This window comes from Staphylococcus sp. FSL K6-3157, from assembly GCF_038005145.1.
In the GTDB taxonomy this organism is placed as follows: domain Bacteria; phylum Bacillota; class Bacilli; order Staphylococcales; family Staphylococcaceae; genus Staphylococcus; species Staphylococcus equorum.
The window spans coordinates 1,384,482-1,401,321 of sequence record NZ_JBBOSM010000001.1 but is presented as its reverse complement, the minus strand read 5'-3'; the positions used below and the strand labels follow the sequence as shown (position 1 = coordinate 1,401,321).

At 32.8% G+C, this 16,840-nt stretch carries 17 protein-coding genes; all 17 read right to left on the bottom strand.

All coding sequences use genetic code 11. The annotated features are described in order from the left end of the window. Nucleotides 1-187 precede the first annotated feature (187 nt). Nucleotides 188-1,456 (bottom strand): dihydrolipoamide acetyltransferase family protein, encoded by a 1,269-nt coding sequence (locus tag MHB47_RS06790; RefSeq protein WP_340755814.1) that lies wholly within the window; start codon nt 1,454-1,456, stop codon nt 188-190. Between the two features lie 12 nt (nt 1,457-1,468). Continuing rightward, on the bottom strand, nt 1,469-2,452 hold the full coding sequence (locus MHB47_RS06785) for an alpha-ketoacid dehydrogenase subunit beta (protein ID WP_002512442.1): 984 nt from the start codon (nt 2,450-2,452) through the stop codon (nt 1,469-1,471). Continuing rightward, a complete protein-coding gene (locus MHB47_RS06780) occupies nt 2,445-3,443 on the bottom strand; it encodes a thiamine pyrophosphate-dependent dehydrogenase E1 component subunit alpha (RefSeq protein WP_340755812.1) in 999 nt (332 codons plus the stop codon). The genes MHB47_RS06785 and MHB47_RS06780 overlap by 8 nt, the downstream gene beginning before the upstream one ends. Nucleotides 3,444-3,458: 15 nt before the next feature. Further along, nucleotides 3,459-4,880 carry a dihydrolipoyl dehydrogenase gene (lpdA, locus tag MHB47_RS06775; RefSeq protein ID WP_340755811.1) on the bottom strand — a complete coding sequence of 474 codons (1,422 nt, stop codon included), beginning with the start codon at nt 4,878-4,880 and terminating at the stop codon, nt 3,459-3,461. A gap of 10 nt (nt 4,881-4,890) precedes the next feature. Next, nucleotides 4,891-5,952 (bottom strand): butyrate kinase, encoded by a 1,062-nt coding sequence (buk, locus tag MHB47_RS06770; RefSeq protein WP_340755810.1) that lies wholly within the window; start codon nt 5,950-5,952, stop codon nt 4,891-4,893. Between the two features lie 263 nt (nt 5,953-6,215). Continuing rightward, on the bottom strand, nt 6,216-7,112 hold the full coding sequence (locus MHB47_RS06765; RefSeq protein WP_340755808.1) for a phosphate acyltransferase: 897 nt from the start codon (nt 7,110-7,112) through the stop codon (nt 6,216-6,218). A gap of 52 nt (nt 7,113-7,164) precedes the next feature. Next, nucleotides 7,165-8,844, bottom strand: coding sequence for a DNA repair protein RecN (gene recN / locus MHB47_RS06760; RefSeq protein ID WP_340755806.1), 1,680 nt, complete (start codon nt 8,842-8,844; stop codon nt 7,165-7,167). Nucleotides 8,845-8,865: 21 nt separating this feature from the next. After that, the gene (ahrC, locus tag MHB47_RS06755) at nt 8,866-9,318 is read right to left on the bottom strand and encodes a transcriptional regulator AhrC/ArgR (protein WP_002507526.1); all 453 of its coding nucleotides are present in this window, start codon (nt 9,316-9,318) and stop codon (nt 8,866-8,868) included. Nucleotides 9,319-9,660: 342 nt separating this feature from the next. Then, the gene (locus tag MHB47_RS06750; protein ID WP_340755804.1) at nt 9,661-10,542 is read right to left on the bottom strand and encodes a polyprenyl synthetase family protein; all 882 of its coding nucleotides are present in this window, start codon (nt 10,540-10,542) and stop codon (nt 9,661-9,663) included. Next, a complete protein-coding gene (locus MHB47_RS06745; protein WP_002507524.1) occupies nt 10,532-10,768 on the bottom strand; it encodes an exodeoxyribonuclease VII small subunit in 237 nt (78 codons plus the stop codon). The genes MHB47_RS06750 and MHB47_RS06745 overlap by 11 nt, the downstream gene beginning before the upstream one ends. Further along, nucleotides 10,761-12,098, bottom strand: a complete 1,338-nt coding sequence (xseA, locus tag MHB47_RS06740) for an exodeoxyribonuclease VII large subunit (protein WP_340755802.1) — start codon at nt 12,096-12,098, stop codon at nt 10,761-10,763. The genes MHB47_RS06745 and xseA overlap by 8 nt, the downstream gene beginning before the upstream one ends. 14 nt (nt 12,099-12,112) lie before the next feature. Further along, a complete protein-coding gene (gene nusB, locus MHB47_RS06735; RefSeq protein WP_002507522.1) occupies nt 12,113-12,499 on the bottom strand; it encodes a transcription antitermination factor NusB in 387 nt (128 codons plus the stop codon). A 122-nt stretch (nt 12,500-12,621) separates the two neighbouring features. Then, nucleotides 12,622-12,984 carry an Asp23/Gls24 family envelope stress response protein gene (locus MHB47_RS06730; protein ID WP_002507521.1) on the bottom strand — a complete coding sequence of 121 codons (363 nt, stop codon included), beginning with the start codon at nt 12,982-12,984 and terminating at the stop codon, nt 12,622-12,624. 12 nt (nt 12,985-12,996) lie between these two features. Next, nucleotides 12,997-14,355 (bottom strand): acetyl-CoA carboxylase biotin carboxylase subunit, encoded by a 1,359-nt coding sequence (accC, locus tag MHB47_RS06725; protein WP_340755799.1) that lies wholly within the window; start codon nt 14,353-14,355, stop codon nt 12,997-12,999. After that, on the bottom strand, nt 14,355-14,828 hold the full coding sequence (accB, locus tag MHB47_RS06720; RefSeq protein WP_002507519.1) for an acetyl-CoA carboxylase biotin carboxyl carrier protein: 474 nt from the start codon (nt 14,826-14,828) through the stop codon (nt 14,355-14,357). Before accB ends, accC begins: the two co-directional genes overlap by 1 nt. A gap of 359 nt (nt 14,829-15,187) precedes the next feature. Then, nucleotides 15,188-15,745 (bottom strand): elongation factor P, encoded by a 558-nt coding sequence (efp, locus tag MHB47_RS06715; RefSeq protein ID WP_002507518.1) that lies wholly within the window; start codon nt 15,743-15,745, stop codon nt 15,188-15,190. A gap of 28 nt (nt 15,746-15,773) precedes the next feature. Further along, nucleotides 15,774-16,832: a M24 family metallopeptidase gene (locus MHB47_RS06710; RefSeq protein ID WP_064782891.1), complete on the bottom strand. Its 1,059-nt coding sequence runs from the start codon at nt 16,830-16,832 to the stop codon at nt 15,774-15,776. Nucleotides 16,833-16,840: the final 8 nt, after the last annotated feature.

Below are 16,840 nucleotides of genomic sequence, written 5' to 3'. Positions count from 1 at the left end.
TATTACTTTTATTCTACTAATATATGCGCAATACTTCAACATGTGTGATTATTATATATAATAATATTGCTTAAATTCATAAAAATTATATCGTGAACGGTTGATAAAACATATGTTAATTCAGCAAATTAAATGAAAAATGAGTGTGAAACTTTAGTCTCACACTCATTCTACAGAGTTAAATATATTAATATATGCTTGTATGTTCAATTGAATATTGTTCAATACGTGTTTTTACAAAATTCATGAATCTACCTGCTTGAAGGCCATCTAAAATACGATGATCAATCGATAGACATAAATTAACCATATTGCGAATTGCAATCATATCATCAATTACGACAGGTTTTTTAATAATAGATTCAATCTGCAATATTGCTGCTTGAGGATGGTTGATGATACCCATAGATGAAACAGAACCAAATGTGCCTGTATTATTCACAGTAAACGTACCACCTTGCATATCGTCAGAGCGTAATTTTTTGTTACGCGCTTTATTAGCAAGCTCATTAATTTCACGGGCAATACCTTTAATTGATTTCTCGTCTGCATTTTTAATTACAGGAACATATAATTTGTCTTCATCTGCGACAGCTATAGAAATATTTATATCTTTATGCATAACAATTTCTGAATCTGACCAGCTACTATTTAACAGTGGATACGCTTTTAAGCCTTCTGCAACAGCTTTTACGAAAAATGCAAAGAAAGTTAAATTATATCCTTCGCTATCTTTGAAGTTTTGCTTATGATAATTACGTGTTTTCACTAAATTTGAAGCGTCCGATTCTACCATCATCCATGCATGTGGTATTTCATTAACACTATTTACCATGTTTTGAGCGATTTGCTTACGAACGCCATTAACTGGAATTGATGATCCTGGAGAAGGTTCATTGTAATACGCTTGTTTTGTAACTTTAGGTGAATCTTTAGGTGCTACAACTGTTGAAGGCGTTTTGTTAGTGCCTTCTTTAATTACTTTTTCAATATCTTTTTTCGTAACTCGACCTTCAAAACCAGTACCAATCACTTCAGATAACTCGATTTGATTTTCTGAAGCAAGTTTAAATACCACTGGTGAAAAGCGACCATTGTTTTTAGGTTTATTTTCATTTGAAGCATTATTCACATTATCATCTATGTCATTTGAAGCAACATCTTGAGCTTCATTAGATTCTGTTGCTTGATGTGTAATTGGGTTGTTCGTTTCCTGAGATTCATCACCTATATCAACAAGACATATGATTTCATTTACTGCTACTGTTGCGCCTTCTTCTACTATAATTTCTTTAATTGTTCCAGAAAATGAAGACGGCACTTCTGCTGTCACTTTATCAGTGATGACTTCGCATAATGGATCATATTCTTCAACTGTGTCACCTACAGATACAAGCCATTGTTCTATTGTTCCTTCATGCACACTTTCACCGAGTTTAGGCATTTTAATTTCCATGATTGTGCCTCCTTAAAATTCTGCAAGTTCTCGCATTTTAATTTTTATCTTATCTGGATTGATCATAAACTCGTCTTCAAGAGTTGGTGCAAATGGCATTGATGGAACGTCTGGTCCCGCAAGTCTCATTATAGGTGCATCTAAATCAAATAAACAGTTTTCAGATATAATCGCAGATACTTCAGAAATAATACTACCTTCTAAGTTATCTTCTGTAACTAATAATACTTTACCAGTCAATTTAGCACGTTCAATAATTGTTTCTTTATCTAACGGATAAACTGTTCGTAAGTCAACAACTTCTACATTAATTCCATCTTCAGATAACATATCTGCTGCTTGAATACAGTAATTTACACATAAACCATAAGTGAACACAGTAATATCATCGCCCTCACGTTTAACATCCGCTTTACCTATAGGTACAGTATAATAGTCTTCTGGTACTTCTTCTTTTAGTAAGCGATATGCCTTTTTATGTTCAAAGAAGAGCACTGGATCATTCGTCTCAATTGATGACAATAGTAAACCTTTTGCATCATAAGGTGTAGAAGGAATAACAATAGTCAAACCAGGTGTCGATGCAAATATCGCTTCAACACTTTGCGAATGATAAAGCGCACCATGAATTCCGCCACCAAACGGCGCACGAATTGTAATCGGACATTGCCAATCGTTATTGGAACGGTATCTCATCTTAGCAGCTTCACTAATGATTTGGTTTGTAGCTGGTAAAATATAATCAGCAAACTGAATTTCAGCAACAGGACGTTTACCTAACATTGCAGCACCTATACTTGTACCAACTATATTAGATTCTGCTAAAGGTGTGTCTAATACACGCGCTTCACCATATTTTTCTTGTAATCCTAAAGTGACGCCAAATACGCCACCTTTTTTGCCGACATCCTCTCCTAATACGAAAACGTCGTTATCTTTTTCCATTGATTGGTCTAGCCCTTGTTGGATGGCTTCTAAATAGGATAATTTAGCCATTGTTTGAGCCTCCTTCTTCATAAACATGCGTATAAGTTTCTTCTGCTGATGGATAAGGTGCTTGCTCAGCTTCTTTAGTTGCTTGATTGACTATTTCTTTATGTTCTTTCTCTAAATCATTTAACCAGTCTTCATCAATAAAACCTTCTTCAAGTAAAAATGCTTTGAATTTAAGGTTACAATCTAAAGATTTAAGTTCATCACGCTCTTCTTTTGGACGATACTTATCATCATCATCAGATGAATGAGCAGTCATTCTTGTACACATAGCTTCAATAAGTGTTGACCCACCACCATTTAAAGCGCGTTCTCTAGCTTCTTTCATTACTTTATACATAGCTATTGGATCATTTCCATCCACATGCTCACCATGTATTCCATAGCCAATGGCACGGTCAGAAAGTTTTTCAGCACCATATTGAAGTGAATCAGGAACTGAAATCGCGTATTTATTATTTTCGATTACACAAATAAACGGTAATTTATGTACTCCTGCAAAGTTCAAACCTTCGTGAAAATCACCTTGGTTTGAACTGCCTTCACCGACAGTTGTCATTGCTATGTTTGGTTTCTTATCCATTTTCAAGGATAAAGCAGCACCAACAGCGTGTAAAATTTGAGTTCCTACTGGAGAACCTTGAGAAAGGATGCCTATGTCACTTTGACCAAAATGAGAAGGCATTTGTTTTCCACCCGAGTTGATATCATCACGTTTACCAAAAGCAGCTAACATAGAATTTAGTGGTGTCATACCTAAATAAGTTACAAGTGCTAAATCTCTATAATAAGGTGACGAAATATCACCTTTTTGCATAGCGTAAGCCATACCTATTTGTGTTGCTTCTTGTCCTTGGCAGCTAATGACAAAGGGGATTTTGCCTGCACGATTTAGTAGCCACATACGTTCATCTATTTTACGACCTAAGTCCATCCATTTGTACATTGCTTGTAGGTCTTCTTTTTCTAAGCCTACTGATTTATAATCAAACATTTTATTGCCTCCTTATTAAACGTGAATCGATCTATTCTCAACTTTTAATCCTAATTCCATTAGTACTTCAGAAAGAGAAGGATGTGCATGGGTTGTTAAACCAAGTTCTAATGTTGAACCATTCATAAATTGGAATAATGATACTTCATTTATCAGTTCTGTAACATGAGGTCCAATCATATTCAGTCCTAATACAGTATCATTTTCTTGATCGATTACGACTTCACAAAAACCACTTTGATTTCCTGTTTCTTCAATTACCGCTTTACCAATTGCTTTAAACGGCACTTTTACTGCACGTGCTTTAATATTTTCTGCTTTAGCTTGTTCTATATTTTTGCCAATACTCGCTACTTCAGGTTTACTATAAACACATCTTGGCATTTTTAGATAATCTACCGGTAGTGGCGATGATTCAAACATATGTTCGATAGCGGTGATCCCTTCTTTTGAACCCACGTGTGCAAGTTGCAATTTACCAATACAATCACCAGCAGCGTAAATATGCTTATCTTCAGTTTGTTGATATTCATTGACGGTGATATGGTTTTTATCAGTCAGCTTGATTTTAGTATTGTTTAGTCCGATATCATCCGTATTCGGTTTACGACCTATCGAAACAAGAGCCTTATCGAATGTAATTGATGCATCATTCAGTGTTATTGCAATTTTATTTTCATCAATTATAATATTTTCTTCACCTAGTTGCGTATTTTCATAAAACATTACGCCGCGCTCAGTTAATTCTTGTTTTAATACTTTTGCTACTGATTTACTTTCAGTTGGTAGAATACGTTCTCCAGCTTCAATCACTGATACATCGACACCAAAATCTACAAGTAATGATGCAAATTCTAAACCAATTACACCACCTCCAACAATTGCGATAGAACTTGGTAGATGCTCAAGATTTAAAATATCGTCGCTAGATAGGACGACATTATGATCAAATGGCAAAAATGGTAGTTCCATTGGTTGAGAACCAGTACAAATCAACACGTTATTATTAGGGATTAACTCTGACTCACCATCTTCAAATTCCACTGAAACAGTACCACTTTGTGGTGAAAATATTGAAGGTCCTAATAAACGACCCGTACCATTAAATACATCTATTTTATTATGGTCCATTAAATGTTTCACACCGTTAAACATTTGATTTACGACTTCATGTTTACGTTCCTGAACGCGTGAAAAGTTCAATTTAAAATCGTTTATATCAATGCCAAATTCACTTGAATTTTTAACTGTATGCATAACTTCTGCTGATTTTAAAAGTGCTTTTGTCGGGATACATCCTTTATGTAAACAAGTGCCTCCAAGTAATGACTTTTCTACAAGTGCAACTTTTTTGCCAAGTTGAGATGCTCGGATTGCCGAGACATAACCGGCTGTACCTCCGCCTAATATTACTAAATCATATTTTTCTTCTGACATGCTTGCACTCCTAACTATAAACTTTAGCACTTTCTATACCTTCTAAAACAAGCGATGTGCGAGTCGCTAAAGCATCCATTTCTTTTTCACCGGGATAAATTGTTACTGGTGCTATCCAATCGACATAAGATTGGATTAAGGATGTTAGTGTTTTATTATAACTCAGTCCTCCAGTAAGGATGACTTGATCAACGTTTCCTTTAAAAACGATTGCGCGTTCGCCAATCGCCTTCGCGACTTGATATGCTAAAGCATCAAACGCTAGTTTTACATCATTATCTGATTCATATTTATGTGATAACCCTTTTAAATCATTTGTATTAAACATATTAACAAAACCACCTTTTTTGCTCAAAAAGTGATTCATTTCTTGTGGTGTAAAATTGCGTTTATAGCCATATTCATATAACAAATCATTTGGTATCGAACCTGCACGTTCAGGACTAAAAGGACCTTCGCCTAGCAAGCCTTCATTCACATCAACGACAACACCCTGTTTATGTGCTCCAACAGTTATACCACCACCCATATGCGCAACAATAACGTTAACTTGTTTATATGTTCTACCGGATGAATTTGCATATAAGCTTGCAACAGCTTTTTGGTTTAATGCATGAAAAATACACCTTCGTTTTATGCCTTTGATACCTGTAACTCTAGCAATATCCATCAATTCATCTACAACTACAGGGTCAATTGTAAAAACAGGTATTTGAAGATCTTGACTTAATTCATAACCGATAACACCACTTAAATTAGATGCATGGTCGCCGTATTTAAATGTCCGAAGATCATTATACATCATTTCGTTAATTGCATAGACACCACCACTTATAGGTTTTAATAATCCGCCTCTACACGCAATGCCATCAAAGTCACTAAATTTCACGTCAGCTACTTTTTTTACAAAACGTTCAATTTCAAATCGTCGATGTTTGATTTGCTCTATCAGATTTAAGGAAGTAATTTCGAGGTCATGCCGTATTGTGTCATTATACTTGCAATACGCATCTGTATAAATAGCAACCTTAGAAGATGTGCTACCTAAATTAAGCACTAAAATTTGAGACATTGCCTCACCTTCTTTATTGAAAATAAAATAGAAAGTATTAACTCTATCTGCTAAGAGAACATAGTTTATTTATTATTATGCAACGGCTAGTTTACAAGATTCAAATTTGAAATAAGTAGTCAATATTGAAAAGTCATTGCATATAAAAGGCTTATATTAAACTATTTATAATATCCACTTATATTTTACATCAAATAGACAAAATATAAAATTAATAACCTATTTTTTATTGCAACAAGAAAAATGAGCCTTTCATAGCAAGGTTAATTTAAAACTTTTAGGGCTAACAATAATGAATCGAGTTTATTTTGTTTATTATCAGCTCTAGAAGTAAGTACAATTGGAAATTTTGCGCCTAAAACTAGACTTGCTACACGTGCATCAGCAAAGTATGTGAATGATTTGTATAACGCGTTGCCAACATCAATATGTGATACAAGCAATGCATCTACGTCACCAGCTACAGTAGACTTAATATTTTTCTTAATAACACTTTCCATGCTTATCGCGTTATCAAAAGCTAGAGGACCGTCAACAATTAAATAATCATCCCGATCTCTATTAAAAATATTTTTGATTTTTTCAGAATCTGTAGAAGATGATATTTTTCTTGTAACTTTTTCGACAGATGATAATAAACCTACTTTAAACTGTTCATAACCTAATGCCTTACTAAATAGCGATAAATTTTTAATAATTTGTCTTTTTTCTTCTACTGTAGGTGAAATGTTTAAAGCAACATCACTCATCATTAATGTTTTATGATAATTCGGTATATCAAAACATGCGACATGACTTAGAAAACCATGATTTTCTATGAAATTTTTATTACTTAAAACAAAAGATAATAATGAGGAAGACGTTAAATCACCTTTCATTAATATCGAAACTTTTCCGCGTGATAAATCTTGTGCACATTGTTTAAATAATTCATTTTCATCTTCAAATGTATAAATGTGAATTCTGTTTAATAATCGTGCATCTATATTAAAAGATCTTATGATTTCAGTTAAATCATATGTGTCATATAAGAACACTTCTATATCTGTTAAAGTTAGTGCTTCTGTCACGACTGAGAGCATCTTTTCATCATTTGCATATAAAATGGCTATATTACCCTTTAAAGTTGTAGTCGGATTAATTAAATGTTGATATTGCATGAAAACCAACACCTTTCCATATAAGTAAAGTAGTATTTATACGTTCGCATTATTAATCATTAAGATGATTTTGTTCTATCATTTCCTTAGCGTTTTGACGCGTAAGCTCAGTAACACTAGCTCCGGAAATCATTCTTGCTACTTCATCAATACGTTCTTCACCGGATAATTCTTTAACATGAGTAGTAGTTCTATCATCTTTAGAAGTTTTACTAATAAATAAATGTTGATCACTCATTGTAGCTACTTGTGGTAAATGAGAAATGCAGATTACTTGTATGTGTTGTGCTAGGTCTTTCATTTTCTGAGCCATTTTTTGTGCTGCTTGACCTGAAACACCAGAATCTACTTCATCAAATAAAATAGCTGTTTGACCTCTTGTTTTTACAAAGATTGTTTTGAGCGCCAGCATAATTCTAGATAATTCTCCTCCAGAAGCGATTTTATTTAAGCTTTTAAGTGGTTCACCTTTATTAGGACTAATTAAAAATTCTACAAATTCAATGCCTTCACGGTTAGGTGTATCTAAAGGTTTAAAGGAAATTTCTAAGTTCGCGTCCTTCATTTGTAAGTTTTGAATTTCATCCACAATATTATCTCGCAGCGACTGAGCTACAACACGACGTTCTTGAGATAATTTTTTACCTAATCTGAAAACTTTGTCATAAAGTGATTCTATTTCTTCACGTAATTGTGACGTACTCTCTTCGTAATTCTCAATTTTGTTGATTTCATCGTCCAATTTATCTTGATAGACAATGAGTTCACTAATATCTTTACCATATTTACGTTTCAAGCTATTTAATACGTTCATTCTAGCTTCTAGTTCATTAAGATATTGTTCGTCAAATTCAGTATTTGTGAGTTCATCATATAGCTGATGTTTCGCATCATCTAAGGTGTAATAAAATTGATCTACATCTTCTTTAAGTCGATCATATTTATCAGGTAAGATATCACTAATTGACTGAAGTTGATTACTTAACTCATACAAACGATCGGTAATTGCATGTTCATCAGTTAATGTTAGATGTGCATTGTTTAGAGCTAAGCTTAAATTTTCAGAGTTTTGAATGCGTTTAATGTCTGTTTCAAGTTGTGAAACTTCTCCATCCGTTAATTGTGCTTCCTGTAATTCTTCATATTGAAATTTAAGTAAATCTAGTCGCTGAAGTAGTGCTTGATCTGCAGTTTCCAAATCTTCAAGCTCTTTCTTTTTAGCTCTATATTGATCAAAAGTAGATACATAATCATCAAGCAAAGGTTTATATGTATCCTCTGCATAATTATCTAATAATTGTAAATGATATTTTTGCTTTAATAATGATTGCGTTTCATGTTGACCATGTATATCTAACAATTCTTGCATTATTTTTCGCAAGTCTTGTAGTGTAACAATTTGATTATTAACTCTACACATACTTTTTCCAGAACTAAAGATTTCTCTTTTAACTAATAAAAAATCTTCGTCTATATCAATTGATAAATCACGTAAAATGGAAATAGCTTCTTTACTTTCATCGATGTCAAAGATACCTTCAATAATTGATTTCTTTTCACCATGCCTTACATAATTTGAAGAAGCACGCATGCCAATGAGTTGACCAATTGCATCAATGATGATAGATTTTCCTGCGCCTGTTTCACCACTTAATACTGTTAAGCCCTCACCAAAATGCACTTCTAATTCATCAATGATTGCAAATTGCTTAATATATAAAGTTTGTAGCATCCTTATATCACTTCCTTATACTTATAATAAATTAAAGATGCGTGTCTTAATTTTTTCGCTCGCAGAATCATCTCTACAGATAATTAAACAAGTATCATCACCACAAATAGTCCCTAAAACTTCTTCCCAGTCAATTTGGTCTAAAATTGCACCGATTGATTGAGCATTGCCTGGTAATGTTTTTAGAACTAGTAAATTGCCTGTTCCATCAATGTTTACAAAAGAATCCATTAAATATCGACCTAATTTTTCTAAAGGATGATATTTTCGATCATTTGGCAAACTATAGACATATTGTCCTGCAGGAGTCGGTACCTTTATAAGTTGTAATTCTTTAATGTCTCTTGAAACTGTTGCTTGAGTTACATTCAATTCGTACTCATTTAAACGCTTTACCAATTCATCTTGTGTTTCTATCTTTTCATTTGAAATAATTTCTCGTATCTTTATATGTCTCACTGATTTTTTAGCCATGTATAGCACCTCTATAAACGAATATTTATACATTTATTTTACCACAAGCATGTGAATTCTACTACTAAAGTTAATTCGAAATATCGTTAAATATATTACGTTAATTATGCTATATATCAGTAAAATGTCACTATAAAGCATACATATAATTGTTGTGAAAATTTAGTGTATTATGTAAAGAAATTATTGAATTGATGAATAATTATTGAATAATATATATGTAATCAATAAAAAATCACACTACATATACGTAGCATGATTTCTTGAGCCGTTAATTGTTTTCTTCTACTGAGCAATATTTAAAGATAGAAAACGTTATAAATAATTATCTAAAGTGTCGTATTATGATTCCCGATTATTAAATAATTCAATAATACTTTCAAGATCTTGAGTATTATATGATTCTGGCAATTCATTTAAGCACTGATATGCAGCATCAGCGTGAAATTTCAGCTTCTCTTCTGCGCCAGTTTGACCTAATAAAGATACGTAAGTACTTTTATCATTTTCAATATCACTACCTACTGCTTTGCCTAATTTTGTTTCGTCGCCATAGACATCCAGTAAATCATCTTTAATTTGAAACATTAAACCTAAATGTTCACTGTATGTTTCTAACAGATCTGCCACAGCTTGCTCTGGTTCTGCAATATCTACTGCAGCCATAACCGCAAACTTAAGTAACTCACCAGTCTTAGCTTTATGAATTTTTTCGAGTGTATTTAAATCTATAGATGAGCCTTCACTTTGCATGTCTAATACTTGACCACCTACCATACCTAAGTGCCCACTCGCACAAGATAAACGTTTAATCAGTTTGATTTTAACTGTATCAGTTAGACTAGTGTCATTGGTAATGATTTCAAAGGCTTTGGTAAGTAGCGCATCTCCAGCAAGTATCGCTTTCCATTCGCCAAAAACTTTATGATTTGTAGGTTTTCCTCTACGATAATCATCATTGTCTAACGGTGGCAAATCATCGTGAATTAATGAATATGTGTGAACTATTTCTAAACCTAAGGCAGATGATAATCCGGATTTATATTCATTTGATAACATATCTAAAGTTAATAATAATAAGACAGGTCTTATTCGTTTACCGCCTGCTTCTAAAGAATAACGCATACTTTCTTCAATATTAGTGTTGAGTGAAGACTCTGGAACAGTTGTAGATAACTTTTGATTAATTTCTTCTATTAAATTATTCATCTTGTTATTCGCCATCGTTATCAATCGTCTCCTCATTTTCAACATTTTCATCAGTCATGAGCTCATTAACTTTCTTTTCAGCATCTTTCAATGTTTCATCACAAGTGGCAGATAATTTCATACCACGTTGATATAAATTTAACGATTCTTCTAATGAAACATTTTCATTATCAAGTTTTTGAACGATGCCTTCGAGTTCTTTCATCATTTCTTCAAAACTTTGTGAATTACTATTACTCATCTTTACACCTTACTTTCTTAACTTGTGCATCAACAACGCCATCTTTCATCGTTAATACAATGTTATCATTTTCAGCTAAGTCATTCGTACTCGTTATTACATCATCATTTTTATTCACAATTGTATAGCCACGTAACATTGTGTTTGTTGGACTGAGATTATTTAAGCTTTCTAGTTTACTAGTAAGCTTATTTTGCTGATTGGTAATAAAATTATTCATGACTTTATTTAAATCTATACGCTTTTGATTATTTGTTAATTGTTCCCTATTAATATTTTGTTTGAAATTCTTCAAGTTAAATTTATTAGTTAATAGTTGTAATTGTTGCTGTTCATTTTTAATTCTCAAATTCATTGATAGGCTTAACTGCTTTTCTAAGTCATCACGTTTTTGAATTTGTTGGTCATATAACAAAGTTGGTGTTTGGAATTTGTAATATGAAGATACATGTTCCAAGTGTTTTCTTTGTTGTTGCATATGTTGTTTGATAAAACGGGTGAGTGAAAGGTTCGTTTGCTTTAAATATTGACGTAATTCATATTGATCTGGTGTAGCCATTACTGCTGCTTGTGTTGGTGTAGCAGCACGCACATCAGCTACGAAGTCACTTAATGTAAAATCAGTTTCATGTCCAACAGCGGATATGATTGGTGTTTCACAAAAATATATTGCTTTCACAACATCTTCTTCGTTAAAGTTCCATAAATCTTCTATAGAACCACCACCACGACCTATGATAATTGTATCAACATTTAATTGATCAGCCTGTTGTATCTTTTCGACTATATCATTTTTAGCTTGTTCACCTTGTACTAAAGTATTAATTTGAACTTGTTCAGCTAGTGGATATCGACTATTTATCGTTGTATGAATATCTCTAATTGCTGCTCCAGTACCTGCAGTTAACACTGCTATTTTTTGGGGGAATTTAGGGATTAACTTTTTATGATTTTGATCAAAAAAACCATCTTTAGTTAATTTCTTTTTCAATTGTTCTAATTTTTGATATAAATTACCTACCCCGTCAATATGCATTTTATTAACATAGATTTGATAATTCCCTCTACGTTCATAAACAGAAACGCGTGCTTCTAATAGTACTTCATCACCTTCTTTAGGATCGAAATCAATTTTAGAAGCATTGCCTTTAAACATCATTGCACTAATGACACTGCTTTTATCTTTAACATTGAAATAAAGATGACCACTGCTATGCTTTTTAAAGTTAGACAGTTCCCCTTTAATCAATACAGATTGTAAATGTGGGTCTTGGTCAAATTTGTATTTAATATATTTAGTTAATGCGGAAACACTTAAATAGTCTGCCATTTTATATCACTCTTTTATTCAATATTGCTCAATACACCATTGATAAATTTATAATGATCATCATCGCTGAATTGTTTCGCTAACTCAACAGCTTCATTTATAATTACTTTTTGTGGTGTTGAACTATGTAACAATTCAAAAGTAGACATTCTTAAGATAATGCGATCTGTTTTCAATAAACGGTCTAGTGTCCAATCTTTTAAATGTGGTTGGATTTTTTCATCTAAAATCGTTTCATGATCTTTTACTCCAGTTACTAACCAGTTGATAAAATCGAATTCTAAGTCTGGATTTTCATCTTTAATAAAACTAATTGCTTCTTCAATTGTTAATTCGCTATTTTTCATTTCAAGTTGAAAAAGAGTTTGAAAGGCTTGTGTTCTGGATTCTTTTCGACTCATTATAAACTCCTTCAAGCATTGTATTTTTATAAATCATTTGAGAAAGGTAATAACAAATACATTAAAATATTCGTTATTACATATCTACAAAATGTATTTAAAGTAAATTTGCTTATATAATTTTAATTGGTTGGTTCAATATGTGTAATATGAACATTGATTTGGCTAGGTTCAATTGTAGTCATCGTTGTTACAGAATTAAAAATAGTACTTTGGATTGTTTTCGCTGTTTCTGAAATATTGATACCGTAAGACAATGAACAATATATATCAATATAGATACCATCTTCTCTTGTATCAACTTTAACACCTTTGCTCAGTTGCTTTCTAGTGAATTTTTCAATACTACTATCCTTTAATTCTTTAAAATGACCTTGTATACCTTTTATTTCAGCTGTTGCAATACTTGCAATAACTGTTAATACCTCAGGTGCAATTTCTATTTTTCCTAAATTGGAATGTGAGGTTTCTGATACTTTGACCATTTCACATACCTCCTATTTAGTTTGATCATCCATGATATTATATTTTTCAAGAAACTTAGTATTAAACTCTCCGCTTCTGAAAATGTCATTATTTAACAAACGAATATGGAATGGAATCGTAGTATCTATACCTAAAACGAGATACTCGCTTAAAGCACGTATACCTGTCATAATCGTTTCTTCTCTAGTTGGCTCATGTACAATGAGCTTAGCAACCATAGAATCATAATATGGTGGAATCGTATAATTAGTATAACATGCTGATTCAATTCTAACGCCGAAGCCACCTGGTGCTAAATATTGAGTGATTTGACCTGGTGAAGGCATGAAGTTTTTATATGGATTTTCAGCATTAATACGGAATTCCATGGCATGACCTTGTATTTTGATATCTTTTTGTTTGAATGGCAATTTTTCGCCTCTCGCAACTTCCAATTGTAATTTAACTAAATCAACGCCTGTAACCATTTCTGTTACTGGGTGCTCAACTTGGATTCGTGTATTCATTTCCATGAAGTAAAAATCATTAGAATCCAAATCATATATAAATTCAATTGTACCTGCATTTTCATAATTAACAGCTTTTGCTGCTCTGACTGCAGCATTACCCATTTCTTGACGTTTTTCTTCAGATAAAATTGGAGATGGTGCTTCTTCCACAAGTTTTTGCATTCTACGTTGTATTGTACAATCGCGTTCACCTAAATGGACAACATTACCAAAACTATCACCCATGATTTGAATCTCTATATGTCTGAAATTCTCAATAAATTTCTCGAGATAAAGTCCACCATTACCGAATGCAGTTTCCGCTTCTTGTTGTGTCATTTTAAAGCCAGTTTCCAATTCTTTTTCATCACGAGCCACACGGATACCTTTACCACCACCGCCAGCAGTTGCTTTAATAATAACTGGGTAACCGATATTATCGGCAATGCTTTTTGCATCGTTGATATCCTTTACAAGACCTTCGCTACCTGGGACAACAGGTACTTCCGCGCGTTTCATTTCTTCCTTAGCAACGTCTTTAATACCCATTTTTTGGATAGATTCGTAACTTGGACCAATAAATTTCAGTTGGCAGGCTTCGCATAGTTCAGCGAAATCACCATTTTCCGCTAAAAATCCGTAGCCAGGATGTATACCGTCACAACCTGTTGATGTTGCGATAGATAAAATGTTTGGGATATTTAAATAAGAATCTTTAGATTGTGTTGGGCCAACGCAATATGCTTCATCAGCAATTTGAGTATGTAATGCGTCTTTATCTCCTTCAGAGTAAATAGCCACTGTTTGTAATCCTAAATCGTGACATGCACGAATGATTCTTACCGCAATCTCTCCTCTATTTGCAATTAATATTTTATTCATTATTTCACCTTGAATAACGGTTGGCCATACTCTACCATTTGACCGTCTTCTACTAGAATTTCAGCAATTTCTCCAGTTACTTCAGCTTGTATTTCATTAAACAATTTCATTGCTTCTAATATACACACTGTTGATTCGTTTGTAACTGAATCTCCAACTTGTACATATGCACTTTCTTCAGGTGATGGTGATTTATAAAATGTCCCTACCATTGGTGCGTTAATTGTTTGTAAGTTGTCTTCCACTGCGTTTGTATTTACTTCCTCTGAACTTTGCGTGCTTACAGGAGCTGACATTACACCTTGTTGCGGTGAAACTTGTTGCATTGGTTGTTGTGAAATTTGAGGTGTAATGATTTCAGTTTCTTTTTCTTTTTTTAAATTAACAACGTTGCCTTTATCTTCTATATTGATTTCAGTCAAGCTAGATTGATCAAGAATTTCTATTAATTCTTTAATTTCTTTAAAATTCATAAGTACTGACTCCTTCAGATTGTTTTTATTTACCTAGTTTATTTTACTTTAGTGAAATGTTCAATTCAAGCATATACATGCTTTCAATAATAAAGTGATTATCCTTTATGTAGTTGTATATAGATATAATTTAATGAGAATTCTATTTATTATAACGTTTTTTTAATGGAATGGGGCTATGTTATTGTAATTAATTGATATAAAGTTTAATTTTTTTGAATAACACTACTATAACAGTCGTTTGTTTATTATAAAATGAGAAAAATAAAATAACCTTTCCAACGCTTCGTGAATTGGAAAGGTTATTAATAGGTATGAGATAAACTAAAAAATAATAACTATGATTATTTTTATAAGTATTAACCTCTTGAAATATAGCTACCGTCGCCTGTGTTAATTATAAGTGTGTCGCCTTCATTTACAAATAACGGCACATTTAATGTGTAACCAGTTTCGACTGTAGCTGATTTAGTTGCTCCGTTAGCAGTATCACCTTTTATACCAGGTTCTGTTTCTGTTACTGTAAGTTCAACAGTTTTTGGTAATTCAACGCCAAGTGTTTCACTTTCGTAAGTTTGAATTTGAACTTCCATATTAGCTTTTAAGAAATTCAATTCATTTTCTAAATAATCGGCTGCTAATTCTGTTTGTTCAAAAGTTTGATTATCCATGAAAACATGTGTATCACCATCTGCATATAAATATTGCATGCGGTGATTTTCAATCATAGCAGTTTCGACTTTTTCGCCGCCTCTGAATGTTTTCTCTTGGATAGCACCAGTTCTTAAATTACGTAATTTTGAACGCACAAATGCAGATCCTTTACCTGGTTTTACGTGTTGGAAATCTAATACTTTCCATATACCATTATCTACTGCAATTGTTAAGCCTGTCTTAAAATCATTAACCGAAATCATTCAGTTTCCTCCTCAATTATAAGGTCTTCTATAAAATAATAAGGTTTTTAGCGCATTTAGTAAAGCATTCACAACCATTTTCTGTAATTAAAACGTCATCTTCAATGCGAACGCCACCTAATCCGTCTAAATAAATACCAGGTTCAATTGTAACACAGTTATTCACCTCTAATTTAGCTTCTGATTTTCTAGATAAATTGGGTCCTTCGTGTACATCTAACCCTATACCATGTCCCAGTGAATGGCCAAATGCTTCTCCATATCCTTGTTCAGTAATATAATCCCTAGCAATAGCATCTAAAGCTTTGCCTGTAATACCTTGTTTAGCGGCTTCAATACCTTTAATATTAGCTTCTAAGACAATATTGTATATTTCTTTGAGTTTAGGATCTGGTTCACCTATAGCAAATGTACGCGTGATATCAGATGAGTAACCTTTATAATATGCACCGAAATCTAAAGTAATCAGTTCGCCTTGATTAATAACTTTTTCACTTGCGACACCATGTGGTAATGCACCTCTAGCTCCTGAGGCAACAATTGTATCAAACGAAGTACCTTCTGAGCCAAGTTCTAACATTTTACTTTCTAATTTAGCTTTTAATTGCTGTTCAGTCATACCTGCTTTTGCAACAGTTAAGATGTACTCATACGTCTCATCAACAATTTCAGCAGCTTTTTGAATAAGTTTAATTTCACTATCATCTTTTACTTCTCTGATTTTTTCAATTAGACCAGAAACGCTGATTAAGCTGATGTAGGATTTACTTAATTGTAAGTATGTATCATAGCTGACTAAATCACCTTCAAAGCCTACATTCTGAACGTTTAACTTTTCTAATTGTGCTTTTACTTCTTCTATGAGACCACCTTTTTGTTTAATGATCTCAAATTGAGTCGCTTGGGATGTTGCTTGCTCTATGTACCTAAAATCTGTAATTAATAAATTTTTATCTTTTGTAATAACGAGCGCACCGCTCGTACCTGTAAATCCTGATAAATACCTTCTATTAAAATCGGTTAAAACAACAATTGCTTCCAAATGTTTTGTTTCTAAGGCAGAATTCAGTTTATCTATTCTAGTCATCTGTCTTC

What these genes read in the sequence shown, in the direction of transcription:
- nusB (WP_002507522.1), bottom strand. Translation starts at nt 12,499, where the DNA reads ATGAGTCGAAAAGAATCCAGAACACAAGCCTTTCAAACTCTTTTTCAA.
- MHB47_RS06790 (WP_340755814.1), bottom strand. Translation starts at nt 1,456, where the DNA reads ATGGAAATTAAAATGCCTAAACTCGGTGAAAGTGTGCATGAAGGAACA.
- MHB47_RS06765 (WP_340755808.1), bottom strand. Translation starts at nt 7,112, where the DNA reads ATGCAATATCAACATTTAATTAATCCGACTACAACTTTAAAGGGTAAT.
- recN (WP_340755806.1), bottom strand. Translation starts at nt 8,844, where the DNA reads ATGCTACAAACTTTATATATTAAGCAATTTGCAATCATTGATGAATTA.
- lpdA (WP_340755811.1), bottom strand. Translation starts at nt 4,880, where the DNA reads ATGTCAGAAGAAAAATATGATTTAGTAATATTAGGCGGAGGTACAGCC.
- buk (WP_340755810.1), bottom strand. Translation starts at nt 5,952, where the DNA reads ATGTCTCAAATTTTAGTGCTTAATTTAGGTAGCACATCTTCTAAGGTT.
- xseA (WP_340755802.1), bottom strand. Translation starts at nt 12,098, where the DNA reads ATGGCAGACTATTTAAGTGTTTCCGCATTAACTAAATATATTAAATAC.
- MHB47_RS06730 (WP_002507521.1), bottom strand. Translation starts at nt 12,984, where the DNA reads ATGGTCAAAGTATCAGAAACCTCACATTCCAATTTAGGAAAAATAGAA.
- MHB47_RS06750 (WP_340755804.1), bottom strand. Translation starts at nt 10,542, where the DNA reads ATGGCGAATAACAAGATGAATAATTTAATAGAAGAAATTAATCAAAAG.
- MHB47_RS06780 (WP_340755812.1), bottom strand. Translation starts at nt 3,443, where the DNA reads ATGTTTGATTATAAATCAGTAGGCTTAGAAAAAGAAGACCTACAAGCA.
- accB (WP_002507519.1), bottom strand. Translation starts at nt 14,828, where the DNA reads ATGAATTTTAAAGAAATTAAAGAATTAATAGAAATTCTTGATCAATCT.
- efp (WP_002507518.1), bottom strand. Translation starts at nt 15,745, where the DNA reads ATGATTTCGGTTAATGATTTTAAGACAGGCTTAACAATTGCAGTAGAT.
- MHB47_RS06745 (WP_002507524.1), bottom strand. Translation starts at nt 10,768, where the DNA reads ATGAGTAATAGTAATTCACAAAGTTTTGAAGAAATGATGAAAGAACTC.
- accC (WP_340755799.1), bottom strand. Translation starts at nt 14,355, where the DNA reads ATGAATAAAATATTAATTGCAAATAGAGGAGAGATTGCGGTAAGAATC.
- ahrC (WP_002507526.1), bottom strand. Translation starts at nt 9,318, where the DNA reads ATGGCTAAAAAATCAGTGAGACATATAAAGATACGAGAAATTATTTCA.
- MHB47_RS06785 (WP_002512442.1), bottom strand. Translation starts at nt 2,452, where the DNA reads ATGGCTAAATTATCCTATTTAGAAGCCATCCAACAAGGGCTAGACCAA.
- MHB47_RS06710 (WP_064782891.1), bottom strand. Translation starts at nt 16,832, where the DNA reads ATGACTAGAATAGATAAACTGAATTCTGCCTTAGAAACAAAACATTTG.